We start from the raw sequence: 25,479 nt of genomic DNA, 5'->3' as shown, positions 1-25,479 counted from the left end.
GTTCAGCGCTTGGCGATGGATGCTTCGGCCTTGGTCACCAGGTCCGCGCCAATCTGCTTCTTCCACTTGTCGTAGACCTTGGCCGTGGCCTTCTTGAACGCGTCGTGCTCGGCCGGCGACAGCGACGTGACCTTCACGCCATGCTGCTCCATGTCCTTCCAGGCCGGCGCGCCCGGATCGACCAGACCCTTGCGGGCCAGCGCGATTTCCTGCTTGCCGGCGTCGATGGCGGCCTGCTTCACGATCTCGCGGTCAGCCGGCGTCCAGCTTTCCCAGATCTGCTTGTTGACGACGAAGATCAGCGGATCGGCCACGTAGCCCCAGGTGGTCACGTACTTCTGGCCCACCGTGTACAGCTTGGCGGCCGCGAAAACGCTCTGCGGGTTCTCCTGGCCGTCCACGGCGCCCGACGCCATCGCGGGCTGGGCGTCGGCCCAGCTCATCTGCGTCGGGTTGGCGCCCAGCGCGTTGAACGTCTCGATATAGAGCGGCGATCCCACCACGCGCAGCTTCAGGCCCTTCAGGTCCTCGGGCTTGCGGATCTCGTGCTTGGAATTCGACACCTCGCGGAAGCCGTTCTCGCCCCAGGCCAGCGGCACCACGCCGGCCTTTTCCAGCGTGGCGAAGATCGACTTGCCGACCTCGCCCTGCGTGAGCGCGTCCAGCGCCTTGTAGTCGGGCATCAGGAACGGCAGCGAGAACAGGTTCAGTTCCTTGACCTGCGGCGACCAGTTGATGGTCGAGCCCACGGCCATGTCGATCACGCCCTGGCGGATGGCCGAGAACTCGCGCGTCTGGTCGCCCGCCACCAGCGACGTACCGGGGTAGAGCTTGATGTTGATGCGGCCATTGGTCCGCTGGCGCACCAGGTCGGCCCAGATCTCGCCGCCCTTGCCCCACGGAAACGCGGGGCCGAGCACCAGCGACATCTTGTATTCGGACTTGTAGGTCTGGGCCGACGCACCCGCCGGCAACAGCGCGGCGGCGGCGATCGAGGCGGCAACGGACAGCATCAGGGCACGGCGTTTCATGCGGGAATCTCCTCGTTTCATCTTGTCGTTCAAATCAGTAGCCCAGGTAGTCGGGCAGCCACGTGGCCAGCGGCGGATAGGCCAGCACCATCAGCATGGCGATGAACATCGCCAGCAGCATCCAGATCACCCAAGGCACGGTTTCCTCCATGCGCACGCGGGCGATGCGGCACGAGACCATCAGGTTCACGGCCAGCGGCGGCGTGAACTGGCCCAGCGCCACCTTCAGCGTCAGCACCACGCCGAACCATACCGGGTTCCAGTGGAACGCGTTGGCAATGGGCAGCAGCAGCGGCACGAAGATCAGGAAGATCGAGATGCCGTCCAGGAACATGCCGACGGTCATCAGCAGCAGCACGATCAGCGCCAGCACGCCGTACTCGCCCAGCCCCGAATTGGCGATGGCATGCGCCAGCGGGTCGATCACGCCAAGCGTGGACAGCGCGTAGGCGAAGATGCCGGCCAGCGCCACGACCAGCAGGATCACCGCCGAGGTCTCGGCCGCCTCCTGGAAGATCGTAAACAGGTCGCGCAGGCCGATGCTGCGGTAGATCACCATGCCGACGAACAGCCCGTAGACCACGGCAACCACGGCGGCCTCGGTTGGCGTGAACCAGCCGGCGCGCATGCCGCCCAGGATCAGGAACGGCGCCACCAGCCCCCAGGCCGCCTCGCGCAGGCTCTTCCAGAACGGCGGGCGCGGCAGCGCGGCCTCCACCTGCCCCATGTTGTGCTTGCGCGCCAGCCAGACGGCCGGCACGATCAGCGCCACGCCGGCCAGCACGCCCGGGATCATGCCGGCCGCGAACAGCGCCGGCACCGACGCGCCGGGCACCAGCACGCTGTAGATGATGAACGCCACCGAGGGCGGGATCAGGATGTCGGTGGCCGCCGCGGCGCCCACCACGGCCGCGCTGTACGACCCCGGATAGCCGGCGCGCGACATCGCCGCGATCATCACGCCCCCCACGGCCGCCGCGTTGGCCGGCCCGGAGCCCGAGATGCCGCCGAGGAACATCGCCACCAGGATGGCCACCAGCGGCAGCATGCCCGGCCCGCGCCCCACCACGGCGATGGCAAACGTCACCAGCCGCGCGGCCACGCCGGAGCGGTCGAAGATCGACCCGACCAGCACGAACATCGGAATTGCCAGCAGTGGGTACTTGGCCAGCCCGGCGTAAAAGTTCTGCGGCACGGCCAGCAGGCCGAACATCTGGGTGTCGAGGTTCGACAGCCCGATGGCGACCAGCCCGCCCAGCCCCAGCGACACGCCGATCGGCACGCCCAGCAGCATCAGGCCGATGAAGACGACGAACAGGATGATGGCGACCAGCGTCATTGCGCGCCCTCCCCGCCTTGCTTCAGCGCGTGGAGCGCCTTGAGCGCCCGGACGTTGCGCCAGGCCAGCGCCAGCGCGCGCAACGCGATCGCCACGGACAGCACCGGCAGCCAGACCGAGTACCACCAGCTCGGCACGCCGATGCCGGGCGAGGTCTCGCCAAAGGTGTATTCGTCCCAGGTAATCCGCGCGCCCAGCACGGCCAGCGCCAGGAACATGACCGCCACGGCCACCGCCGACAGCACGGCCAGCCGCTTCTGCCGCGCCGCGCTGCCGCGTTCGAAGAAGTACTCGATGCGGATGTTGCGGTCGCGCGCCACGGCGGCGCTGCCGGCCACCAGCGCCAGCACGATCATCAGGAAAACCGAGAATTCCTCGGTCCAGGCGAACGATTCGTCGGTGAAGTAGCGGACCACGACGTTGGCGAACGTGATGCCGACCAGCAGCACCATCACGATCACGCCGATCCAGTCCTCGATACGTGGGGAAATGCGGAATTCGCTGTCGCGCGCCTCGTCGGCGGCCTCGGGGATAACCACCGAGTCCACGACGTGCTGCGGCCCGGCGTCGCGCCGTGCCTGTTCTTCTTGAGCCATCTAAACCCGGCCTCCGGTTCCGGGCCGCCCCGCGCCAAGCCGGCGCTGCAGGGGCGTTTCTCCTGTTGCTTGTTCTTGTCGGCCCAGCCGCGCCCCCGAAGGGTCAGCGGTCAGACCATGCCATCGTCGGCCGTGACCACCGCGCCGTTGATAAAGCGCGATGCGTCGGACGCCAGCAGCAGCAAGAGGCCATCGAGGTCTTCGGGTTGGCCCAGGCGCTTGCGCGGCAGCATCTGGATCAGCTTCTGCCCCGCGTCGGAATCCCAGTGGTGGTGGTTGATATCGGTGTCGATGTAGCCCGGGCAGATCGCGTTCACGTTGATGCCGTGACGCGCCCATTCCAGCGCCATGGCCTTGGTCATGTGGACGACCGCGGCCTTGCTCATGCAATAGACACCAATCTGCGACAGTACCTTGAGACCGGCCACCGACGCAATATTGACGATGCGCGCCTGTGGCAGCGGGTTGCCCAGTTTCTCGGCGCCCTTGGCCCGCGCGATCATGCGCTTGGCCACTTCCTGGGCCACGAAGAACGCGCCGCGCGTGTTGGTATCGAACACGAAGTCGAAGTCGTCGGCCGTGACGTCGGTCAGCCGCTGCGTGGTGGACACGCCGGAGTTGTTGACCAGGATATCGATGGCGCCGGCCTCGGTCTCGGCATGCGCCACGGCGGCGCGGATGCTGTCCGGATCGGTCACGTCCAGCCGCACCACGTGGGCGCTGCCGCCATCGGCCTCGATCGACGCACGCAGTTCCTTCAGCCGCTCCACGCGCCGCGACGCCAGGATGACCTTGGCCCCGGCCGATGCCAGCACATTGGCAAAGCGCGTGCCCAGCCCGCTCGATGCCCCGGTCACCAGCGCGACCTTGCCTTCCAGATTGATCGACAAACCCATAGTTACCTCGGTGTGGAGTCGCCACCGCGCCGCCTGGCACGGCCTGCTGTTCCGCATCGCGGGCGCCCTGTCAGGCGCCTGCGGCGACGCGGCCGCAGCCTGGCAAAAAAAAGAACGGTCGTTCAAAAAAATGTCTTGCCTGAGGGTGTCGAGTCCCGGACAATGCCGAAGATTCTAAGAACTTGGTCCCCAAAGGGAAAGAGGAAAAACGCCTAGATCGGCCCGGTCACCCATCCGGATGTCCGATCACCGCGCATGCCGCCATGCCCGCAACCGGGCGCGCCCATGCCGCTCCTCCCGGCCGCCTCGTCCCCCTCTGCCCGGCCCCGGTTCCGCAGAGCCAACGATCACCGCATCCCACGAACCGCAGGTCCGGCACACGGGCTGCACACCATGCGGCAGTATTGCCGCCCAGAAGAAACTGAGGGTTAGAGACAATGGATCAGCAACAGCTCGTCGAGCAGTTCGGCCCGCGCGAAGCCATGGAGTACGACGTCGTCATCGTCGGTGGCGGCCCCGCCGGCCTGGCCACGGCCATCCGCCTGAAGCAGCTGGCTTCGGAGAAAGGCGGCGACGTCAATGTCTGCGTGCTCGAAAAAGGTTCCGAGCCCGGCGCGCACATCCTGTCGGGCGCCATCATGGACCCGATCGCGCTGAACGAGCTGATCCCGAACTGGAAGGAACTGGGCGCGCCGCTGAACCAGCCGGTCACCGAGGACAAGTTCCTGTTCCTCGACGCCAACGGTTCCAAGGGCACCCCGCTGCTGCCCGAGTGCTTCCACAACGAAGGCAACTACATCGTCAGCCTGTCGAACTTCGTGCGCTGGCTGGGCCAGCAGGCCGAGTCGCTGGGCGTGGAGATCTTCCCGGGCTTCCCGGCCGCCGAGGTGCTCTACAACGACGACGGCTCGGTCAAGGGCGTGGCCACCGGCAACATGGGCATCAACAAGGAAGGCGAGCCCACCGAGAACTTCCAGCTCGGCATGGAGCTGCATGCCAAGTACACGATCTTTGCCGAAGGCGCGCGCGGCCACCTGGGCAAGCAATTGATCGCCCGCTACAAGCTCGACGCCGGCAAGGACCCGCAGAGCTACGGCATCGGCCTGAAGGAACTGTGGGAAATCGACCCGGCCAAGCACCAGCCCGGCCTGGTGGTCCACACGGCCGGCTGGCCGCTGGACCCGGCCACCTACGGCGGCTCGTTCCTCTACCACATGGAGGACAACAAGGTGGCCGTCGGCTTTGTGGTGGGCCTGGACTACACCAACCCGTGGCTGTCGCCGTTCGAGGAATTCCAGCGTTTCAAGACCCATCCGGAAATCCGCCAGTATTTCGAAGGCGGCAAGCGTATCGGCTACGGCGCGCGCGCCATCACGGCCGGCGGCCTGCTGTCGCTGCCCAAGACGGTGTTCCCGGGCGGCGCGCTGGTCGGCTGCGACGCGGGCTACCTGAACGCATCGCGCATCAAGGGCAGCCACGCCGCGATCAAGACCGGCATGCTGGCCGCCGAGGCGGCCTTCGACGCGCTGCAGGCCGGCCGCCAGCACGACGAGCTGACCGCCTACCCGGCCGCCTTCGAGCAGAGCTGGCTGCACAAGGAACTGCTGCAGGCCAAGAACTTCAAGCAATGGTTCAAGAAGGGCCGCACCACGGCCACGCTGATGACCGGCATCGAGCAGTGGCTGCTGCCGAAGCTGGGCATCCGCAACCCGCCCTGGACCATCCACCGCGAGAAGCCGGACCACGTCTACCTGAAGCCGGCTGCCGAGTGCCAGAAGATCGAGTATCCGAAGCCGGACGGCAAGCTGACGTTCGACCGGCTGTCGTCGGTGTTCATCAGCAACACGAACCACGAGGAAAACCAACCGGCCCACCTGACGCTCAAGGACGCCAGCGTGCCGGTCGACATCAACTGGGAAAAGTACGCCGGCCCCGAGTCACGCTACTGCCCGGCGGGCGTCTACGAGTTCGTGCAGAACGGCGAAGGCAAGGAACGCCTGCAGATCAACGCGCAGAACTGCGTGCACTGCAAGACCTGCGACATCAAGGACCCCACCCAGAACATCGTCTGGGTCACGCCGGAAGGCGGTGGCGGCCCGAACTACGTAGGCATGTAAGCCGCGCGGCGCCCCGCCAGGGTGCGCCCCGACGACAAGACGCCGGCCCTTGCGCCGGCGTTTTTCTTTGGTGATCCAGCGATCCAGCGATCCAGCGATCTGGCGCGCGGGCCAGGCCGGCCGGGCTAGTTGCCCGAGACCGGCATGCAGGTCGACGCCAGCAGTTGCTCGTAGATGAAGCACTGCAGCAGCGTCAGTTCGCGCTCGCCCAGCGCGTCGAATGCCACGCCGAAGGCGGGAAACTCGTCGTCGTCCTGCGCGGGCGCGCTACGCACGGCACCGTCGACCGTGATCTCGGTGTCGAGCGATCCCGTCCGCAACTGGAAGCGCAGCCGCACACGCTGGCCCACCGCGGGCGCCGGCGACGACGTCTGCACCAGCGCGCCGCCCGTGCTCAGGTCCGACAGCAGCCCCAGCCGCGCCAGCCCTTCGCTCATCCGCGCATCGGGGCAGACCGCGGCGTCCAGCGCCAAGTCCTGCGCCACCGATTCGTCGGCGTCCGCGCCTTCCAGGTTCTCGACCAGATAGGCGGCCAGCCGCGTGGGCACCCGCGCCGCGCGCCGCACCGGCATCTGGGCGGTCTGCGCCGGCGCCGACAGCACCAGGTAGCGGAACGGGCTGCGGCAGACGGCCGTGACCGTCGACGTGAAACTGTGGATGGCGTGCCCCGAGAAGCCGCGCAGCAGCAGGTCCTCGCCGGCGTTGATCGCCAGCTCGCGGCCGCCCAGCGTGGGCCACGTCACGAACAGGCCATGTTCGATGAAGCCGATCAGCCGGCTGGCCGCGGCGCGCGTGGTATCGCCGGGCGTCTTGACGTGCAGCAGCGTGCCGACCTGCAGGCCCAGCGGGCCGGCCGCAAGCCGCGACGCCCCATGGGCGTCGGGCTCGTTGCCCGCCTCCGGCATGTCATCGGGCCGGCAGACGGTGCCGTGGCGGAACATCAGCGCCAGGTCGCGCGCGTCGGGGATGATGCTGCCGCTGCCCAGCATCAGGTTGCCCTGCCCGTCGAGCAACGACCAGGGCAACGGCTGACCCACGGGCAGGTCCTGCGGAGTCAAAGGGATCATGGCGGATGGGTCTCCATGAAGCGCCGCCCGGCGCGACGGTAATAGTGGACGGGGCTGCACAGGATCGACAGGGTGCGCAACCGGATGGGTCAGCTATCGACAGTTCCGCGTCAACCTTGACCCCTACCGAGGGGGCATCGGCGCCGCCGTACGCTGACTGTGTGCGTTATGCGCCATGACGCGGCAAATCCGCTTGACCTCAGTCAGATGACAACGCAGAATCGGCAAACCCTGGAATCTGTCAGACAGCCTGACAACCCCACCGATCTGCATGGACCGCCTGTCCCGCCCCGCCACCCTCGCCAGCCGTATCGCCCAGGCGCTGCGCGACGACATCGCCGCCGGCCGATTTGCCACGGGCGAGCGGCTACCCGCCGAGGCCGCGCTGGCCGACACTTTCGACGTGAGCCGCCCCATCGTCCGCGAAGCCATCGCGCTGCTCAAGGCCGACGGCGTGCTGGTCACGCGCAAGGGGTCTGGCGCCTATGTGTCCGAGACGCCGGGCGGCCAGGTCTGGCGGCTGGCCAGCGCCCCGGACGGCGGCCCCACGCTGGCCCAGTTGTTCGAACTGCGCCGCGTGGTGGAAACCGCCTGCGCCGAAATGGCCGCGCTGCGCCGCACCGAGGTCGACGTGGCCGCCATGCGCGACGCCCTGGCCGCGATGCAGCGCCATGCCGATGACTTCCCGAGCGCGGCGGCGGCCGACATCGCGTTCCACCATGCCATTGCCCAGGCCGGCCACAACCCGTGCTTCACCGGCCTGACCGATTTCGTCAGCCAGCAATTGCTGGTTGCCCGCCAGCACGCCTGGGAAAACACCGCCCGCCTGCGGGCCGACGGTGCCACCCCGCGCGCGGCCGACGCCGAGCACACGGCGCTGGTCGATGCCATCGTCCGGGGCGACGCCGTGGCGGCCCGCGCGGCAGCCACCGCGCACCTGGAAGCGGCGGCGGCGCGCATGGGACTGGCCTGACAGCCGACCAGACACCCACAAGACACCCACAAGACAATCAGGAGCAGACAGAGATGGAACAGGTAGATTGCGTCGTGATCGGCGCCGGGGTGGTCGGGCTGGCCGTGGCGCGCGCCATGGCGCAGCAGGGCCGCGAAGTCATCATCCTTGAAGCCGAAAACGCCTTCGGCACGATCACGAGCGCCCGCAACAGCGAAGTCATCCACGCCGGCATCTACTATCCGGCCGGTTCGCTGAAAGCCGAGCTGTGCGTGCGCGGCAAGGCCATGCTCTACGACTACTGCGCCAGCCACCACGTGACCCACCAGCGCTGCGGCAAGCTGATCGTCGCCACCAGCGAGGCCCAGGTGGCCACGCTGGCCGGTATCCGCGCCAAGGCCGAGGCCAACGGCGTGCACGACCTGCGCCTGCTCACCCGGGACGAAGCGCGCGCGCTGGAACCGCAGCTCGAATGCCACGCGGCGCTGCTGTCGCCATCAACCGGCATCATCGACAGCCACGGCCTGATGACCGCGCTGCTGGGCGATGCCGAACAGGCCGGCGCGATGCTGGCCGTGCAGTCGCCGGTGCTGTCCGGCGCGGTCACGCCCGACGGCATCCGGCTCGACATCGGCGGCGCCGAGGGCCCGACCACGCTGCTGGCGCGCACGGTAATCAATTCGGCCGGCCTGACCGCGCCCGATCTGGCGCGCCGGATCGACGGCATCCCGCCTGCCCACATCCCGCCGCAGTTCTACGCCAAGGGCTGCTATTTCACGCTGGCTGGCCGGGCGCCGTTCTCACGGCTGATCTACCCGGTGCCGGAAGCGGCCGGGCTGGGCGTCCACCTGACGCTCGATCTGGGCGGCCAGGCGCGTTTCGGCCCCAACGTACGCTGGATCGACGAGATCGAGTACAGCGTCCCGCCCCACGATGCCGACAGCTTCTACGCCGAAGTGCGCCGCTACTGGCCCGGCCTGGCCGACGGCGCGCTGCAACCGGGCTACGCGGGCATCCGCCCCAAGATCAGCGGCCCGGGCGAGACAGCCGCCGACTTCCGCATCGACGGCCCCCAGACCCATGGCGTGCCAGGGCTGGCAAACCTGTTCGGCATCGAATCGCCCGGCCTGACGTCATCGCTGGCCATCGCGGAACGGGTAGCGGGATTGTTGAAGGACTGACGGTTCTGGCTCCCCTCTCCCGCCATGCGGCAGTCGGGCGCAAACCACATCAATCCGTCCGCGCGCCCTCGCCCCGGAAACTCATCGCCGCACATACCGCCCCGACCAGCGCGGCCGCCGCCGCGAGCCCGAACGTGTGCATCGGCGCCAGCGTCTTCCACGTCCAGCCCATCGCCAGCCCGCCCAGCGTGCCGCCGAGCCCATAGGAAATTCCCGTATACAGCGCCTGCCCCCGGCCCTGCAGCGGCCCGGCGAACCAGCGCTGCAGCCGCTTCAGGCTGGCGCTGTGGTGGGCGCCGAAGGTGGCCGCGTGCAGCGTCTGGACCACGGCCATGAGCCAGACATACTCGGCCAGGTAGCCGGTCACGCCAAAGCGCAGCGCGGCCAGCACGAACGTGCCGGCCAGGGTCGTCCGCAGCGCCAGCGCGCCGAACAGCCGGCCCTGGTAGAAGAAGAACACGATCTCGGCGACCACGCCGATGGTCCACATCGCGCCGATGGCGATCTTGCTATAGCCAAGCTGCGCCAGGTACAGCGAATAGAACACGTAGAGCGCCGCGTGCGCGAACATCATCAGGAACGCCGACGCCAGGAACCACGCCACGTCGGGCCGCCGCAGCAGCGGCAGGGCCGGCGGCGGCTTGACGTGCGCGGTGTCCTCTTCCGCGTCCCGCAGGCCGAAGACCACCAGCGCGAACAGCGCCAGCATGGCGCTGGCCAGCCACGGAAACGCCTGCATCCCGAAGTGCTCGAACAGCGCCCCGCCCAGCAGCACGGCGCCGATGAAGCCCACCGAGCCGAACATGCGCACGCGGCCGTAGCGATGGTCGAAGGCGCCATGCCGCCGCAGCGTGGAGATCGTCAGCGCATCGCCCAGCGGCGACATGGCGCTGGTAATCAGGTTGAGCCCGATCATCATCGCCATCATCGCGCCGTAGCCATGCACGCCCGGCACGGCCAGGAACGCCAGCAGCGACGTGACCGCCGCCAGCCGCAGCAGCCGGACCCGCGTGTGCATGACGTCAGACAGCCAGCCCCACAGGTAGGGCCCGACGATGCGGCTGAGCTGGAAGCAGGCCATCAGCACGCCGATCTGCACCGGCGAGAAGCCCCGGTCGGCGAAGAACAGGCTGACGTACGGCGAAATCACGCCGACGTAGCCGTAGTAGCCGAGATAGAAGAGTCCGAAACGGAGATAGGTGGCCGGGTCGATCGACCCAGGCCGGTAAGCGGTGGTGCTCAGGATTTGACCTGCGCCGGGATGCGCGGGGTGTCGACCTGCACGTCGCCGCACTGGGCGCGGTGGCGCAGCGCGTGGTCCATCAGCACCAGCGCCAGCATCGCCTCGGCAATCGGCGTGGCGCGGATGCCCACGCACGGGTCGTGGCGGCCGAACGTCTCGACGCTGGCCGGCTGCCCGGCCTTGTCGATCGACTCGCGCGCCGTGCGGATGCTCGACGTCGGCTTGATCGCCAGCGACACCGTGACGTCCTGGCCGGTCGAAATACCACCGAGCACGCCGCCCGAGTGATTGGTCCGGAAGCCCTCGGGCGTCAGTTCGTCGCCATGGACCGTGCCGCGCTGGGCCACGCTGTCGAAGCCGGCGCCAATCTCCACGCCCTTGACCGCGTTGATACCCATCATGGCGTGGGCGATGTCGGCGTCGAGCTTGTCGAACAGCGGCTCGCCCAGGCCCACCGGCACGCCGCTGGCCACCACCTCGATCCGCGCGCCCACGGAATCGCCATCCTTGCGCAGCGCGTCCATATACGTTTCGAGCTCGGGCACGATGTCGGCGTTGGCCGCGAAGAACGGGTTCTCGGGTACGTGCTTCCAGTCCGTGAACGGCACCGCGATTTCGCCGAGCTGCGACATGTAGCCGCGAATCTCGGTGCCGTACTGCTCGCGCAGCCATTTCTTCGCAATCGCCGCCGCGGCCACCACGGGGGCGGTCAGGCGCGCCGACGAGCGGCCGCCGCCGCGGTAGTCGCGGATGCCGTACTTGTGCCAGTAGGTGTAGTCGGCGTGCCCCGGCCGGAAGGTTTCGACGATGTTGCCGTAGTCCTTGCTGCGCTGGTCCGTGTTGCGGATCAGCAGGCAGATCGGCGTGCCCGTGGTCTTGCCCTCGAACACCCCGGACAGGATTTCCACCTGGTCCGGCTCCTGCCGCTGCGTCACGTGGCGCGACGTGCCGGGCTTGCGGCGGTCAAGGTCGATCTGGATGTCGGCCTCGGTCAGCGACATGCCCGGCGGGCAGCCATCCACGACCGCGCCGATGGCCGGTCCGTGCGATTCGCCGAACGTGGTGACAGTGAAAAGCAGGCCGAGGGTATTGCCGGACATGATCGAAACCGCACAGGAATTGGGGACGGCCTACATTGTACGGCCATTAGGCCCCGGCGGCCGCCTCCACCGGGGCCGGCGCGCCCGATTCCGCCGCAAACACCCCCTGCCCGACAAAATCGGCATAGAACTGCCGCCGCATCCGCGCCAGATAGGCCTGCAGGTTGGCATGGGACTCGGCCGCCGCCCGGATCGGCGTGTCGAAGACCGGCGTCTGCAGGCTGGCGGCAAAGGCGAACAGCGTGGCGTCCGCGCCGCAGGGGCGCTCGCCCATCAGGTACGGCTTGTCGCCCAGGATGTCGGCGATGGCCTTCACGCCCTGCACCGCCATCGCGGTCATTTCCTCGGCGCTGTGCCGCCCCAGGCCCTGCGACCACAGCATCTGGCGCACCTTGCGCTTCACCAGCGCCTTGACCAGTCCGCGCAGCGGCGCCGGCACCATGCCGAAGAACTGCGCGGGCCCGCGCTCGAAGTTGTCGCCTTCCAGCCAGCGCACCCGCGCCACGGCCCAGTAGAGATTGTCCTCCAGCAGCTTCTCGACCGCCCAGGCCGTGCCGCGCTCGGCGGCCGACAGCCCGGCATCGAAGTCGATGTGGTACGTCTTCTCGATGTGCCAGCGGATCAGCGTGGAATCGGCCACTAGCCGGCCCATGTCGTCCAGGTACGGCAGCTTGCCCTTGGGCGCCCGGCGCAGGTTGCCGCGCCGCGTCTGGTACGGCAGGCCGGCCAGCTTCAGCAGCATCTCGGCCTTGATGACGAACGGGCTGGCATCGGGCAGGCCGAACGCCGGCCCGAACGTGTAGAGCGTGATCATGATTATTTCCAGTCGCCGCGCAGGGCCAGAACCATCTGCTGCAACCCCTCCGGCGTCGCCGCCTCGGGGGGCACGGGTTCCCCGACCACCAGTTCCAGCTTGCTCAGCAGGCCGCGCCGGAACGGCCGCGTCATCGCCGGGGCGCCCTTGCGGGAGAAGAAGCTGCCCCACAGGCCACGCAGCGCCATTGGCACCACCGGCACCGGCGTACGCTGGATGATCTGCGACACGCCCGAGCGGAACGGGTTGATCTCGCCGTCGGCCGTGATCTTGCCCTCGGGGAAGATGCAGACCAGCTCGTCGTCGGCCAGCGCCGCCGCCACCGCGTCGTACGCGCGCGCCAGCAACTCGGGGTTCTCGCGCGCCGGGGCAATCGGAATCGCCTTGGCCTGCCGGAAGAACCACGACAGCCCCGGCACCTTGAAGATGTTGTGGTCCATCACAAACCGCACCGGCCGGGGGCTGGCCGCCATCAGCACCACCGCATCGGCAAAGCTCACGTGGTTGCAGACCAGCAGCGCCGCGCCCTGCTCCGGAATCCGCTTGGCGTTGATCCGGCGCAACCGGTAGATCGTGTGCACGAGCAGCCAGGCGATGAACCGCAGCAGGAACTCGGGCACCAGCGAGTAGATATAGATGGCCACCACCGCGTTGAGCAGCCCCACCACCAGGAAAAGCTGCGGGATCGAGTAGCCGGCCTGGGTCATGAACACGCCCAGCAGCGACGCGCCGATCATGAAGAAGCTGTTCAGGATGTTGTTGGCGGCGATGATCCGGGCGCGGTGCGTGGGCGCGGACCGGCTCTGGATCAGCGCGTAGAGCGGCACGCTGTAGAAGCCGCCGAACATTGCCAGGCAGAACAGGTCGAACAGCACGCGCCAGTGTCCCGGCTGGGCCAGGAAGCCGCCCACGCCGCTCAGCGTCGCCCCGGCCGACTGCCCCTGCGTGGCGAAGTAGAGGTCCACCGCAAACACGGTCATGCCGATCGAGCCGAACGGCACCAGCCCGATTTCCACGTGGCGCCCGGACAGCCGCTCGCACAGCAGCGACCCCGTGCCGATGCCCACCGAGAACACGGCCAGCAGCAGCGTGACCACGTTCTGGTCCCCGCCCAGCACGTCCTTGGCAAAGGTGAAGAACGACGTCAGGAACGTGGCGCCCAGGAACCACAGCCACGAGATGCCCAGCAGGCTCAGGAACACCACGCGGCGCTCGCGGGCCAGCATCAGGTTGCGCCATGTCTCGGTGAACGGATTCCAGTTGATGCGCAGGTCCGGCTGCGGCGCCGGAGACAGCGGCACGCCCTGCGACACCGCCCGCCCCGCCACGGCAATCGCCACGCAGACGATGCCCACGTACAGCGGCCCGACCACCGTGCCGTCGGCGCCGGTCAGCCCGGCCATCTCTCCGCCCACCAGCGTGCCGAGCAGGATCGCCACGAAGGTGCCCATTTCCACGAGTCCGTTGCCCCCCACCAGCTCGGTCTGGTCCAGGTGTTGCGGCAGGTAGGCGAACTTGACCGGCCCGAAGACCGTGGAGTGCAGCCCCATCAGGAACGTGCCCGCGTAGAGCAGCGGGGCGCTGTGCAGGTAGAAGCCGGCCAGCCCGAGCAGCATGATCGCGATTTCGATCGTCTTGACCAGCCGGATCAGCCGCGACTTCTCGATCTTGTCGGCGATCTGGCCGCTGGTGGCGGAAAACAGCACGAACGGCGCGATGAAGATGGCCGAGATCAGGAAGGCCGCGCTATGGGCGTCGACGCCCTCGAACAGCGTGGCGTGGTAGGTGACCAGCGAGGTGAAGGCGACCTTGAAGACGTTGTCGTTCATGGCCCCGAGGAACTGCGTCCAGAAGAACGGGGCGAACCGGCGCAGGCCGAGCAGGCGAAACTGGCTTTCTTGGCTCATCGATGGCAAACAGGAAGTGGACCCCGGTGACCCGCCGGGGCATCAGTTCGCCGCCATCATGCCAGCACCGGGCATCGCCGGCTACGGCAGAAATCTCAAAATTGGGGGATGCCGGACAGGCCGGCTGGCGGTCAGCGCGCCGGCTGCCCGGGCGCCTCGGCGGCCGGCTGGGCCGGCTGCGCCTTCTCCTCGGGCCAGTCGCGGATGTACGCCTTGAGCATCCGGTTCTCGAAGCTCTGCTCCTCCACCACGGCCTTGGCCACGTCGTAGAACGAGATCACGCCCATCAGCGTGCGCTTTTCCAGCACGGGCAGGTAGCGGGTGTGGCGCTCCAGCATCATGCGGCGCACCTCGTTGACGTCGGTCTCGGGGGTGCAGGTCAGCGGCGCGTCGTCCATGACCTTGCGGATGCTGTGCGGGCCCAGCGTGCCGCGGTTGGCGGCCAGCGTCTCGATGACCTCGCGGAACGTCAGCATGCCGACGAGATCGCCGTACTCCATGACCACGAGCGAGCCGATGTCGTGCGCGGCCATGGTCTCGATGGCCTGCTCCAGCGGGGTATCCGGCGTGACGGTGTAGAGCGTGTTGCCCTTGATCTGCAGGATGTCGCTGACTTTCATGATGGTGTCTCCGGGGGTGCCCTGTCTTGCCATGTGCGTGGCGCGGGCCCGATGGCCGATCCTAGCCCAAACCGCCGTCTCAAGTAAAGCGAGCGCGGCCTCCAGGGCGCCACCCGGGCCGCCGTCCCGCCCACCGCCAGACCGCGTCCGGACGCCCCCGGCACGGCCTGCCAGGCGGCCCGCGCGGCGGGAAATACCCGGTGTTGCGCGGGGGGCCCATGGTGCTAGGATGCCGGACGACAGCCACCACTCGCGGCCCGGCGCGCCGGGCCCTTCCCGCCATGTCCACATCGTCTGGCAGCCGCTTCGACACGCTGGCCCTGCACGCCGGCGCCGCGCCGGACCCCGCCACCGGGGCCCGCGCCACACCGATCCACCTGACCACGTCATTTGTCTTCCGGGACAGCGAGCACGCCGCGTCGCTGTTCAACATGGAGCGCGCCGGCCACGTCTACTCGCGCATCAGCAACCCCACCGTGGCCGTGTTCGAGGAGCGCGTGGCCGCGCTGGAAAACGGCGCGGGCGCCATCGGCACCGCCTCGGGCCAGGCCGCGCTGCACCTGGCCGTGGCCACGCTGATGGGGGCCGGCGCCCACATCGTCGCGTCGAGCGCGCTCTACGGCGGCTCGCACAACCTGCTGCACTACACGCTGCGCCGCTTCGGCATCGAGACCACGTTCGTCAACCCGCGCGACATCGACGCCTGGCGCGCCGCCATCCGCCCGGAGACCCGGCTGCTGTTCGGCGAGACGCTCGGCAACCCGGGCCTGGACGTGCTCGACATCGAGACCGTGGCGCAGATCGGCCGGGACCACCGCATCCCGCTGCTGGTCGATTCCACGTTCACCACGCCTTACCTGCTGCGGCCGTTCGACCATGGCGCCGGCCTGCTCTACCACTCGGCCACCAAGTTCCTGGGCGGCCATGGCACCACCATCGGCGGCGTGCTGGCCGAAGGCGGCACGTTCGATTTCGAGGCGTCCGGGCGCTTTCCGGAACTGTCCGAGCCGTACGCGGGCTTCCACAACATGGTGTTCACCGAGGAAAGCACGGTGGCGCCGTTCCTGCTGCGCGCCCGCCGCGAGGGCCTGCGCGACTTTGGCGCCTGCATGAATCCGATGGCGGCCTGGCAGCTGCTGCAGGGCATCGAGACGCTGCCGCTGCGCATGGCGCGCCATGTCGACAACACGCGCCGCGTGGTGCAATTCCTGGCCGGCCATCCGATGGTCGAGTCGGTGGCCTACCCCGAACTGGAATCGCACCCCGACTACGCTTTGGCCAAACGGCTACTGCCGCGCGGCTGCGGCGCGGTGTTCAGCTTCAACCTCAAGGCCGACCGGCAGGCCGGGCAGCGCTTTATCGAAAGCCTGTCGCTGTTCTCGCACCTGGCCAACGTCGGCGACGCCCGCTCGCTGGTCATCCACCCGGCCTCGACCACCCATTTCCGCATGGACGCGGCGGCGCTTCAGGCCGCCGGCATCGGCGAGGGCACGATCCGGCTGTCGATCGGCCTGGAGGATCCGGACGACCTCGTCGACGACCTCAAGCGCGGCCTCAAGGCCGCCGAGAAGGCCATGGCGAAGGGAGGCAAGGCGTCATGAAACTGACCGTTTCCGGCCACGAGGCCTATGCCTACACCGGCGGCAAGCCGTTCGACCCGGCCCTGCCCTGCGCCGTGTTCGTGCACGGCGCGCAGAACGACCACAGCGTCTGGGCGCTGCAGACGCGCTGGTTTGCCAACCACGGGTTCTCGGTGCTGGCCGTCGACCTGCCCGGCCACAACCGCAGCGCCGGCGCGCCGCTGGACACAGTCGAGGCCATGGCCGACTGGATCGTCGCACTGCTGGCGGCAGCCGGGGTGACGGCGCCGGCGCTGGTGTTCGGCCACAGCATGGGGTCGCTGATCGCGCTCGAATGCGCGGCGCGGCATCCGCAGGCGGTGCGCGGCATCGGCCTGCTGGCCACGGCCTATCCGATGAAAGTGTCCGACGCGCTGCTCGACGCCGCGCTGCACCGCGAGGCGGACGCCATTGCCATGGTCAACCAGTGGTCGATCTCCAGCCTGGCCAGCAAGCCGTCGTCGCCCGGCCCGGGCGCGTGGATGCATGGCGGCAGCCAGCGGCTGATGGAGCGCGTGTCGGCCCGCAACCCGGACGCCCACGTCTTCCACACCGACTTCTCGGCCTGCAACGCCTACGCGCATGGCGAGGAAGCGGCCGCCGCCGTGGCCTGCCCGGCGCTGTTCGTGGTGGGCAGCAAGGACATGATGACGTCGCCCAAGGCCGCCCAGGCGCTGGCGGCCCGGATGAAGCAGGCCCGCGTGGTCACGGTGCCGGCGGGCCATGCGCTGATGGGCGAGCGGCCCGACGACGTTCTCGACGCGCTGGCCGCGTTCGCGCGCGCTGCCCGCTGAGCCCAACCCGACTCGCCCCCAAGGAGACTGCCATGGCCCAGACCCACGCCAAGGAATTCGCGCGCTTTGCCGACTTCTACCCGTTCTACCTGAACGAGCACCGCAACCGCACCTGCCGACGGCTGCATTTCGTCGGGTCGACGCTGGCGCTGGCCTGCCTGGTGGCGCTGGTCGTGACCGGAAATTTCTGGTGGCTGCTGGGCGCGCTGGTGTCGGGCTACGCGTTTGCCTGGATCGGCCATTTCGGCTTCGAGAAAAACCGCCCGGCCACGTTCCGGCACCCGTTCTACAGCCTGATGGGCGACTGAGTGATGTACGCGGACATCCTGCGCGGCAAGATCCGCTTCTGAACCGGCGCCGGCCGTCGGCTAGGCGTGGCGCGGCAGGTCGGGCTGGCGCGCCGGCTGGGCGGCGGCGTCGGCAGGGTCGGGCGCCTCGGGCGCCTCGTTGGCGGCCACGCCGGCCGTCTGCTGGCGGAACACCGCTTCGAGCGGCTGGTCGAGCTGGGGGTTGTCCAGGATGCCACGCAGCACTTCCACGCCCCGCATCTGCTGGGCCAGCGCCGTGCGCGGCAGGCGCGCCAGGTTCAGCACCAGCCGGTCGTGCAGCATCCGCAGCGTGACCTGCGCCGGATCGCACAGCAGCGCCCAGTGCGCCTGCCCGCGATCCTGCTGGAGCTTGCCGACCAGGTGCATGGCCTTGAGCTTGGCCAGCAGCCCGGCCAGGTAGTCGGCCTCCACCCGCAGCTTGCGCCCAATCTCCAGTTCGCCCATGCTGCGCGGCACCTCGTCGCGGGCGCGATAGAGCACATAGAGCACGCCCAGCGCATCGAAGAATTCGCTGCCGGCGAACGTGCGGCGCCGCCAGTGGCCCTCGCGGATCACGGGCAGGTTCGACGCGATCGTCGCGCCCAGCAGCGTGACCAGCCAGCTCACGTACATCCAGAGCAGGAACAGCGGCAGCACGGCAAACGTCCCGTAGACGGCCGTGTAGGTGGGGATATGGGTAATGAAATAGCCGAAGGCGCGCTTGGCCACCTCGAACGCCACGGCGGCCACGATGCCGGCGAAGATCGCATCGCGCCAGTCGACGTAGGCGTACGGCACGGCCATGTAGAGGAACGCAAATGCCACGGCGGTCAGCGCCACCGGCACCAGGCTGACCAGCAGCCCGAGCCCGAACGGCAGATTGCCGACGTAGCCCATCGAGATCGATATCAGGTACGAGCTGATCGACAGGCTGCCGCCGATCAGCACCGGCCCCAGCGTCAGCACGGCCCAGAACACCAGCACCCGCTGCGCGAACGGGCGCCGCCGCTTGACGCGCCAGATCGCGTTCAGCGCGTCTTCCACGGTCAGCATCGTCAGCACCGACGTCACCATCAGCCCGCCCAGGCCCAGCGCGGTCAGGCCCCGCGCGCTCTTGGCGAACTGGCCCAGGTAGCGCGACACCGAGTCGCTGATATTGCCGCCCGGGATCAGGTTCTGGAACAGGAACGCCTCGATCTGGCCGCGGAAGTCGCGGAACACCGGGAACGCGGCCAGCAGCGCAAAGGCCACCGTCAGCACCGGCACGACGGACAGGAACGTCGTGAACGTCAGGCTGGCGGCCACCTGCGGCAGGCGGTTCTCGCCGGCGCGGCGCAGCGCGTAGCGGGACAGTGCGCGCACCTTCTGCAGGTTCCATTCCCTGCGCAGGCGGGCAATGCGGGGGGCGGACATGCGGGGACGTTCTCCTCTCGAATCGATGACAGCGGCGGCCGGGCCGCCCACGCGGCACTTCCGGCAGCGCCCCAACTATAATACGCGGATCGTTCCGCGGCGCCCGCACCGCGGGCCCGCCAGCCAGCCGGCGGCCCTGCCGTACACCGTCCGCCGTCCCGCCGCCCGTCCATCCATGACCGACATCCTCGTCCTCTACTACAGCCGCCACGGCGCCACCCGCAGACTGGCCGAACTGATCGCCACCGGCATCGAGAGCGTGCCCGGCGCCCAGGCGCGCCTGCGCACCGTGCCGCCGGTATCCACGGTCTGCGAGGCCACCGCTTCCGACATCCCGCCCGAGGGCGCGCCCTATGCCGAACTGCGCGACCTTGAGGAATGCGCCGGGCTGGCGCTCGGCAGCCCCACCCGCTTCGGCAACATGGCGGCCCCGATGAAGTACTTCCTCGACGGCACCGTCGCGCAGTGGCTGGCGGGCGGGCTGTCCGGCAAGCCGGCCTGCGTGTTCACATCGACGGGCAGCCTGCATGGCGGCCAGGAAACCACGCTGCTGTCGATGATGCTGCCGCTGCTGCACCACGGCATGCTGATCGTCGGCCTGCCCTACTCCGAAGCCGGCCTGATGACGACCACGGCCGGCGGCACGCCGTACGGCCCGAGCCATCACGCGCACGTGGACAACCACGGCCCGGTCACCGACCAGGAAGCCGCGCTGGCCACCGCCATGGGCCGCCGCCTGGCCCAGACCGCCCTGAAGCTCGCCGCATGATGCCGGCCCCTTCCGACGACGCCGCGCTGCACAGCCCGCGCCTCTGGTCCCTGAGCCTGGCCAGCCTGCTGGCGCTGATCGCGCTGTGCATCGCCTGGGAATGGTTCCTGGCGCCGCTGCGGCCCGGCGGCTCGTGGCTGATCGCCAAGTTCGTGCTGCTGCTGCCGGTGCTGCGCGGCGTATGGCGGCGCAACCGCTACACGATGCAGTGGTCGTCGATGCTGATCCTGCTTTATTTCACCGAAGGCATCGTGCGCGCCACCAGCGACCGCGCCCCGTCGTCGTGGCTGGCGTGGGCGGAAGTCGCGCTGACGCTGCTGTTCTTCGTCGCCACGATCCTTTACCTGCGGCCCTACAAGCGCCGCGCCAAGGCCCTCGCCCGATCGGCCCCCTCCCCCTGAGCGCCCATGTCCGCCATGTCCACCGTGCACTCCGACTCGTTCCTCGATCTCTGCCGCGCCGCCGTCGGCCCGTCCAACGTGCTGACCGACGCGGCCGACAAGGCGCCCTACCTGACCGACTGGCGCCGCCGCTACACCGGTGACGCGCTGGCCGTGCTGCGGCCCGGCAACACCGACGAGGTGGCCGCCGTGATGCACGCCTGCCACGCGCACCGCATTGCCGTGGTGCCGCAGGGCGGCAACACGGGCCTGTGCGGCGGCGCCACGCCGGCCGGCGGCGACGCGGCCGCGCGCGGCGTGGTGGTGCTGTCGCTCCAGCGGCTGAACCGCGTGCGGCAGGTGGACCCGCTCAACAACACGATCACGGTGGAGGCCGGCGTGATCCTCCAGCAGTTGCAGGACGTGGCGCGCGAGCATGGCCGGCTGTTCCCGCTGTCGCTGGCGGCCGAGGGCAGCTGCACGATCGGCGGCAACCTGTCGACCAATGCCGGCGGCACCGCCGTGCTGCGCTATGGCAATACCCGCGAGCTGTGCCTGGGCCTGGAGGTGGTGACCGCGCGCGGCGAGGTCTGGAACGGCCTGCGCGGCCTGCGCAAGGACAACACCGGCTACGACCTGCGCGACCTGTTCATCGGCGCCGAAGGCACGCTCGGCATCATCACGGCCGCGGTCATGAAGCTGTTCCCGGCCCCGCGCGCCCGCGTGACGGCGCTGGCCGCCGTGCCAAGCCCGCGCGCCGCGCTGGCGCTGCTGGCCATCGCCCAGTCCCACGCCAGCGCCATGCTGACCGGCTTCGAGCTGATGTCGGCCATGTGCATGGAACTGGTCACGCGGCATTTTCCGCAGCTGCGCTACCCGTTTGCCGAGCACCATCCGCAGGTGGTGCTGCTGGAACTGTCCGACAGCGAGGGCGAGCAGCACGCGCGCGGCATCTTCGAGACGATGATGGAGGCCGCCCTGGACGCCGGCGTGGTCACCGACGCCGTGGTCGCCGAATCCGTCCAGCAGTCGCGCGACTTCTGGAACCTGCGCGAGCACATTCCGCTGGCCCAGGTGGAGGAAGGCAAGAACATCAAGCACGACATCGCCGTGCCGATCTCGCGCGTGGCCGATTTCATCGAGACAACCGACGCACTGGTCCAGGACGCCTTCCCGGGCGCCCGCATGGTCACCTTCGGCCATCTTGGCGACGGCAACCTGCACTACAACGTGTCGCCACCGGCCGGCGTCGACCACGACCAGTTCCTGCAGCACCAGGACGCCATCAACCTGATCGTCCACAACAGCGTCCAGGCCCACGACGGCTCGATCTCGGCCGAGCACGGCCTGGGCCAGCTCAAGGTCGAGGAAAACCGCCGCTACAAGAGCGAAGTGGAACTGGCGATGATGCGCGCCATCAAGCAGGCGCTGGACCCGCAGCACCTGATGAACCCCGGCAAGGTCGTCTAACCGGGCTGGCCGCGCGGCGGCTACTGCCAGCGCGGGCCAGCCGCCTGGGCTGCAGCCTCCTCCGCCGCGTCCACCGCATCGGCTTCGGCCGCCAGCCTGGCCTCGATCTCCGCGATGGACGGCAGACCAGGCGGCAGTTCCGGCATCAACTGGTACTCTGCAACGCCCATCGGCTGGGTCATGCCGCGCAACGCATACTCGGCCACCAGCCGGTTGTTGTCGCGGCACAGCAGCAGGCCGATGGAAGGCTGGTCGTCCGGGAGCTTGACCTGCGCGTCCACGGCGGCCAGGTAGAAGCCGAGCTGGCCGGCGTACTCGGGCCGGAACGGCGTCGCCTTGAGTTCGACGACCACGTAGCTGCGCAGCTTCAGGTGGTAGAACAGCAGGTCGACGTAGAACTCCTCGCCGCCCACGTCCAGCCGGTACTGCCGGCCCACGAACGCGAAGCCGGTGCCCAGCTCCAGCAGCAGCCGCGTCACCTGGTGCGTCAGCGCCGCCTCCACGGCGCGCTCCCGCGCGTCGTTCGCCAGGTTCACGAAGTCGAAGATGTACGGGTCCTTGAAGACGTCCCGCGCCAGGTCCGACCGCGCCGGCGGCATGCACTCGGCGAAGTTGTTGACGGCCTGGCCCTGCCGCTGGTGCAGCCGCAGGTCGATCTGCATCGCCAGCACGTTGCGTGACCACCCGTGCTGGAGCGCCATGCCGGCGTACCACTCGCGCAGCGCGGGGTCCGAAACGCGGTCCAGCAGCGTGCACAGGTGCGGCCATGGCAACTGCGCCGCCGGCTGCTCCGCCATGGCGCCCTCTGGCCAGGCCTGCGCCAGCGCGCGCATGTGCCGCAGGTTGCCCGGCGAGAACCCCTGCATGTCGGGATAGCTCGCCCGCAGGTCGCGGGCCAGTTGCTCGATCAGGCCGGGCCCCAGCCCTTCGCGCTGCTGGCTGACCAGGATCTCGTTGCCGAGATGCCAGTACAGGGCAACCAGTTCCCGGTTCACCGCCAGCAACGCCCGTTGCCGCGCGCCGTCCACGCGCTCCTTCAAGCTGTTCAGCAGCATCTGATACTCCGCGGAAAATGTTGGCACATTGCACATCCGATCCATACAAGGGTTCGATTCCGGAGAACCCATTGTGTGAGGCGGATGCGGCGGAGTCTATGAGACAACGGGACAATCTGACGCGAGCCAGATCAATGCAGCAGCGGGCCGTCCCCTGGTGCCGGTGAGTCGAACAACTGGCCGCAGATGGCTTCGCCCTCCTCGGTCAGCCGGGCCGTGCCGCGGCCGTCTTCCTCCATGGCTGTCTCGACGAGGTCGGCGTCGCCCAGCTGGGTCAGCACGCGGCGCAGCACGCTCATCTGCACGCCGGCGCGCTTGCTGAGCCGGGCCAGCGACAGGTCCTTGTCCGGCTCGGTCAGCCGGTGCTCCCACAGGGCCTGCAGGATGGCGGCCACGGTGGGGTCCAGCCCCCCGCCTTCCGCCTCCCCATCGTCCCCGCCGGGCAGGTCCTCGTCCTCGTCGGGTCCGTCCGCCCGGTCCGCATCGTCCGTCATGTCGTCTCCCTTTCTTGTAATGTCGCCACCAGCTTGCCCAGCGTGATCACCGCCGATTCCACCTCTTCGGACCACGCGCCGCTGTAGTTCAGCCGGATGCAGTTCGTGTACGTGGGCACCGGCGAGAAGATATGCCCCGGCGCCACCGTGATGCGCCGCTCCAGCGCCGCGTGGTACAGCGCCATGGCGTCCACCTCCTCGGGCAGTTCCACCCACAGCACGTAGCCGCCCGCCGGGCGCGACACGCGCGTGCCGGCCGGGAAGAAGCGCCGCACCGCGGCGGCCATGATGTTGGCCTGCTGGGCGTAGGCCTTGCGCACGCGGCGCAGGTGGTAGTCGTAGCCGTCCTTGCGCAGGAATTCGGCAATGGCGAGCTGCGGGATGGTGGACGTGGTCAGCGTGTTCAAGAACTTGAGCCGCTCCACCTTCTGGCGGTAGCGGCCCGGCAGCGCCCAGCCGATCCGGTAGGCATTGGTCAGCGTCTTCGAGAACGACGAGCAGTGCAGCACGATGCCCGCCGTGTCGTACGACTTCAGCGACGTGGGATGGGCGTCGCCGTAGTACAGCTCGCCGTAGACGTCGTTCTCGATCACCGGGATGTCGCGCGCGGTCAGCAGCGCCACCAGCGCCTGCTTGCGCTCGTCGGGCATCTGGAAGCCCAGCGGGTTCTGGAAGTTCGGCATCACCATGCAGGCCGCCACGGGCCGCTCGTCGATCAGCCGCGCCAGCGCCTGCACGTCGATGCCGGCCACCGGGTCGGTCGCCACCTCCACGGCGCGCATGCCCAGCCGTTCGATGGCGTGCAGCATCGCGTAGTAGGTGGGCGATTCCACCGCGATCGTGTCGCCGGGCCGGGCCACGGCCTGCAGGCACAGGTTGATGGCCTCGGTGGCGCCAATCGTCACCACCACCTCGTTGGGATCGACCGTATAGCCGTTTTCCAGGTAGCGGCGCGTGATCTGGCGGATCAGCTCGGGCGATCCGGGCGGCAGGTCGTCCAGCACGCTCCAGGTGTCGTAGCGCTTGCCGATGGTGTTGGCGTACTGGATGATCCGCTGCCACGGGTAGAGCTTGGGGTCCGGATAGGGCGACCCCAGCGGCACCGCGTCGTCGGCGCGGATCGAGCGCAGCGTGGACAGCACCAGCGCGCTCACGTCCACGGCCGACGGCCGCGTGGCCGGGCGCGTGGGCTGCAGGTCGATGGCCGGCTCGCCGGGCCGGGCGCGCACGAAGTAGCCCGACTGCGGGCGGCTTTCCAGGATGCCGCGCGATTCCAGCAGCAGGTAGGCCCGGATCACGGTGGTGATGCTGAGCCGGTGGTGCTGCGCGGCCTGGCGCACGGACGGGATCTTCTCGCCGGGCAGCAGCACGCCCTGCTGCACCAGCGCCTCGATATCGGCCGCGAGCTTTTCGTACAGGGTTGCCAACGGGTCTGTCGCCTTGTCTGGGGGTTATCCGGGAGACAGCCGGACACCCCAGGCGTCAGCCTGCGGCCACCGGCGGCTCCGATGCGATTACGGTTCCAGGCGAAGTGTATTCGACGAAGCCGTCCTGGCGGCAAAAGCTCAGCAGCCGCACGCCGGCCTGTTCCGCGATGCGGATGGCCAGCGACGTGGGCGCCGAGATCGTCGCCAGCATCGGAATCTGCATCCGCGCGGCCTTGCGCACCAGTTCGTAGCTGGCCCGGCTGGACAGGAACACGAAGCCCTCGCCGAACGCCTCGCGCGCGCGGGCCAGGTGGCCGATCAGCTTGTCCAGCGCGTTGTGGCGCCCCACGTCCTCGAACACGGCGCGTAGCTGGCCGTCCGGGCCGCACCACGCGGCGGCATGGACGCCGCCGGTGGCCGCCATCAGATGCTGGCGCGCGCGCAGGTCCGCGGCGGCGCGGCGGATGGCCGCCGCATCGGGTGACACCGGCTGGATGCCGGCCAGCGGCTCGGGCACCAGGTCCAGCAGGGCCAGGCTCTCGATGCCGCAGACGCCGCAGCCGGTGCGGCCGGCCAGCGTGCGGCGGCGCTGCTTGAGCGCCATGAACGCCCGCTGGCTGACTTCCAGCCGGACCTCGATGCCGTCGCAGCCCGGCTCCACCTCGACGTCGTAGATCTCGTGCACGCCGTCGACGATGCCCTCGGTCAGCGAGAACCCCGCCGCGAACGGCTCCAGGTCCAGCGGCGTGGCCATCATCACGGCGTGCGAGATGCCGTTGTAGACCAGCGCCACGGGCACTTCCTCGGCCACCTGGTCGATTTCCAGCGCCACGGCGTCGCCCTGGTGGCGCCGGATCTCGCGCGTGACGTATCCGCGTCCGGCCATG

At 69.0% G+C, this 25,479-nt stretch carries 24 protein-coding genes; 9 read left to right on the top strand and 15 right to left on the bottom strand.

Features of this window, described 5'->3' with window-relative positions; translation table 11 throughout:
- Positions 1-2: 2 nt before the first annotated feature.
- The 4 genes from EPAKOI_RS06025 to EPAKOI_RS06010 all read right to left on the bottom strand — a co-directional run bounded on the left by EPAKOI_RS06025 (position 3) and on the right by EPAKOI_RS06010 (position 3,862).
- Entirely contained in the window at positions 3-1,031 is a 1,029-nt protein-coding gene (locus EPAKOI_RS06025; protein WP_124684537.1) for a DctP family TRAP transporter solute-binding subunit, read from the bottom strand.
- Positions 1,032-1,065: 34 nt separating this feature from the next.
- Positions 1,066-2,370: a TRAP transporter large permease gene (locus EPAKOI_RS06020; RefSeq protein WP_172966065.1), complete on the bottom strand. Its 1,305-nt coding sequence runs from the start codon at positions 2,368-2,370 to the stop codon at positions 1,066-1,068.
- Complete coding sequence (locus EPAKOI_RS06015) at positions 2,367-2,966, bottom strand: TRAP transporter small permease (protein WP_124684538.1); 600 nt, start codon at positions 2,964-2,966, stop codon at positions 2,367-2,369. The genes EPAKOI_RS06020 and EPAKOI_RS06015 overlap by 4 nt, the downstream gene beginning before the upstream one ends.
- A 110-nt stretch (positions 2,967-3,076) precedes the next feature.
- Entirely contained in the window at positions 3,077-3,862 is a 786-nt protein-coding gene (locus EPAKOI_RS06010) for an SDR family oxidoreductase (protein ID WP_124684539.1), read from the bottom strand.
- A 437-nt stretch (positions 3,863-4,299) separates the two neighbouring features.
- On the opposite strand from EPAKOI_RS06010, the gene EPAKOI_RS06005 reads away from it, so the two are divergent.
- Positions 4,300-5,979 (top strand): 4Fe-4S dicluster domain-containing protein, encoded by a 1,680-nt coding sequence (locus EPAKOI_RS06005; protein ID WP_423193256.1) that lies wholly within the window; start codon positions 4,300-4,302, stop codon positions 5,977-5,979.
- Positions 5,980-6,104: 125 nt separating this feature from the next.
- On the opposite strand, the gene EPAKOI_RS06000 is transcribed toward EPAKOI_RS06005, so the two are convergent.
- Complete coding sequence (locus EPAKOI_RS06000) at positions 6,105-7,046, bottom strand: flagellar brake protein (RefSeq protein ID WP_423193255.1); 942 nt, start codon at positions 7,044-7,046, stop codon at positions 6,105-6,107.
- Between the two features lie 271 nt (positions 7,047-7,317).
- Between EPAKOI_RS06000 and EPAKOI_RS05995 the strand changes: the two genes are divergently transcribed.
- Entirely contained in the window at positions 7,318-8,019 is a 702-nt protein-coding gene (locus EPAKOI_RS05995; RefSeq protein WP_423193254.1) for a FadR/GntR family transcriptional regulator, read from the top strand.
- 53 nt (positions 8,020-8,072) lie between these two features.
- Positions 8,073-9,179, top strand: a complete 1,107-nt coding sequence (locus EPAKOI_RS05990) for an NAD(P)/FAD-dependent oxidoreductase (RefSeq protein ID WP_423193253.1) — start codon at positions 8,073-8,075, stop codon at positions 9,177-9,179.
- Between the two features lie 49 nt (positions 9,180-9,228).
- Here the strand turns inward: EPAKOI_RS05990 and EPAKOI_RS05985 are convergent, their stop codons facing one another.
- From EPAKOI_RS05985 to EPAKOI_RS05965, 5 genes are all read right to left on the bottom strand, one after another.
- A complete protein-coding gene (locus tag EPAKOI_RS05985) occupies positions 9,229-10,329 on the bottom strand; it encodes an MFS transporter (RefSeq protein WP_423193252.1) in 1,101 nt (366 codons plus the stop codon).
- An 89-nt stretch (positions 10,330-10,418) separates the two neighbouring features.
- Positions 10,419-11,522, bottom strand: a complete 1,104-nt coding sequence (aroC, locus tag EPAKOI_RS05980; RefSeq protein WP_124684545.1) for a chorismate synthase — start codon at positions 11,520-11,522, stop codon at positions 10,419-10,421.
- Positions 11,523-11,568: 46 nt separating this feature from the next.
- The gene (locus EPAKOI_RS05975; RefSeq protein WP_423193251.1) at positions 11,569-12,336 is read right to left on the bottom strand and encodes a glutathione S-transferase family protein; all 768 of its coding nucleotides are present in this window, start codon (positions 12,334-12,336) and stop codon (positions 11,569-11,571) included.
- A 2-nt stretch (positions 12,337-12,338) separates the two neighbouring features.
- Positions 12,339-14,243, bottom strand: a complete 1,905-nt coding sequence (locus EPAKOI_RS05970) for an MFS transporter (protein ID WP_423193250.1) — start codon at positions 14,241-14,243, stop codon at positions 12,339-12,341.
- Positions 14,244-14,374: 131 nt separating this feature from the next.
- The gene (locus EPAKOI_RS05965) at positions 14,375-14,863 is read right to left on the bottom strand and encodes a CBS domain-containing protein (RefSeq protein ID WP_124684548.1); all 489 of its coding nucleotides are present in this window, start codon (positions 14,861-14,863) and stop codon (positions 14,375-14,377) included.
- 281 nt (positions 14,864-15,144) lie between these two features.
- Here EPAKOI_RS05965 and EPAKOI_RS05960 point away from each other — a divergent pair, with 281 nt between their 5' ends.
- Genes EPAKOI_RS05960 through EPAKOI_RS05950 form a run of 3 tightly spaced genes read left to right on the top strand, consistent with a single transcriptional unit; the run spans position 15,145 to position 17,584 of the window.
- Entirely contained in the window at positions 15,145-16,464 is a 1,320-nt protein-coding gene (locus tag EPAKOI_RS05960; RefSeq protein WP_124684549.1) for an O-acetylhomoserine aminocarboxypropyltransferase, read from the top strand.
- A complete protein-coding gene (locus EPAKOI_RS05955; RefSeq protein ID WP_124684550.1) occupies positions 16,461-17,276 on the top strand; it encodes an alpha/beta fold hydrolase in 816 nt (271 codons plus the stop codon). The genes EPAKOI_RS05960 and EPAKOI_RS05955 overlap by 4 nt, the downstream gene beginning before the upstream one ends.
- A 32-nt stretch (positions 17,277-17,308) precedes the next feature.
- Positions 17,309-17,584 carry an Mpo1-like protein gene (locus tag EPAKOI_RS05950; RefSeq protein ID WP_423193249.1) on the top strand — a complete coding sequence of 92 codons (276 nt, stop codon included), beginning with the start codon at positions 17,309-17,311 and terminating at the stop codon, positions 17,582-17,584.
- Between the two features lie 60 nt (positions 17,585-17,644).
- Here the strand turns inward: EPAKOI_RS05950 and EPAKOI_RS05945 are convergent, their stop codons facing one another.
- Positions 17,645-18,997 carry a YihY family inner membrane protein gene (locus EPAKOI_RS05945; protein ID WP_253699884.1) on the bottom strand — a complete coding sequence of 451 codons (1,353 nt, stop codon included), beginning with the start codon at positions 18,995-18,997 and terminating at the stop codon, positions 17,645-17,647.
- A 175-nt stretch (positions 18,998-19,172) separates the two neighbouring features.
- On the opposite strand from EPAKOI_RS05945, the gene wrbA reads away from it, so the two are divergent.
- The 3 genes from wrbA to EPAKOI_RS05930 are packed head-to-tail and all read left to right on the top strand — an operon-like array spanning position 19,173 to position 21,616.
- Positions 19,173-19,766: an NAD(P)H:quinone oxidoreductase gene (gene wrbA / locus EPAKOI_RS05940; protein ID WP_124684552.1), complete on the top strand. Its 594-nt coding sequence runs from the start codon at positions 19,173-19,175 to the stop codon at positions 19,764-19,766.
- Positions 19,763-20,167 carry a DUF2069 domain-containing protein gene (locus tag EPAKOI_RS05935; protein WP_423193248.1) on the top strand — a complete coding sequence of 135 codons (405 nt, stop codon included), beginning with the start codon at positions 19,763-19,765 and terminating at the stop codon, positions 20,165-20,167. Before wrbA ends, EPAKOI_RS05935 begins: the two co-directional genes overlap by 4 nt.
- A 24-nt stretch (positions 20,168-20,191) precedes the next feature.
- The gene (locus tag EPAKOI_RS05930) at positions 20,192-21,616 is read left to right on the top strand and encodes an FAD-binding oxidoreductase (protein WP_313839943.1); all 1,425 of its coding nucleotides are present in this window, start codon (positions 20,192-20,194) and stop codon (positions 21,614-21,616) included.
- Positions 21,617-21,636: 20 nt separating this feature from the next.
- On the opposite strand, the gene EPAKOI_RS05925 is transcribed toward EPAKOI_RS05930, so the two are convergent.
- The 4 genes from EPAKOI_RS05925 to fdhD all read right to left on the bottom strand — a co-directional run bounded on the left by EPAKOI_RS05925 (position 21,637) and on the right by fdhD (position 25,478).
- Positions 21,637-22,671, bottom strand: coding sequence for a PDDEXK nuclease domain-containing protein (locus EPAKOI_RS05925; protein WP_423193247.1), 1,035 nt, complete (start codon positions 22,669-22,671; stop codon positions 21,637-21,639).
- Between the two features lie 131 nt (positions 22,672-22,802).
- Positions 22,803-23,165, bottom strand: a complete 363-nt coding sequence (locus tag EPAKOI_RS05920; protein WP_253699888.1) for an ArsR family transcriptional regulator — start codon at positions 23,163-23,165, stop codon at positions 22,803-22,805.
- On the bottom strand, positions 23,162-24,592 hold the full coding sequence (locus EPAKOI_RS05915) for a PLP-dependent aminotransferase family protein (RefSeq protein WP_124684555.1): 1,431 nt from the start codon (positions 24,590-24,592) through the stop codon (positions 23,162-23,164). Before EPAKOI_RS05915 ends, EPAKOI_RS05920 begins: the two co-directional genes overlap by 4 nt.
- A gap of 55 nt (positions 24,593-24,647) precedes the next feature.
- Positions 24,648-25,478 carry a formate dehydrogenase accessory sulfurtransferase FdhD gene (fdhD, locus tag EPAKOI_RS05910; RefSeq protein WP_124684556.1) on the bottom strand — a complete coding sequence of 277 codons (831 nt, stop codon included), beginning with the start codon at positions 25,476-25,478 and terminating at the stop codon, positions 24,648-24,650.
- Between the last annotated feature and the right edge of the window lies 1 nt (position 25,479).

Origin of the sequence: Cupriavidus sp. H18C2 (assembly GCF_049393795.1) — a bacterium.
Taxonomy (GTDB): domain Bacteria; phylum Pseudomonadota; class Gammaproteobacteria; order Burkholderiales; family Burkholderiaceae; genus Cupriavidus; species Cupriavidus pauculus_C.
Note: the sequence above shows the minus strand (reverse complement) of the source record. Positions and strands in the feature narration are given on the sequence as shown.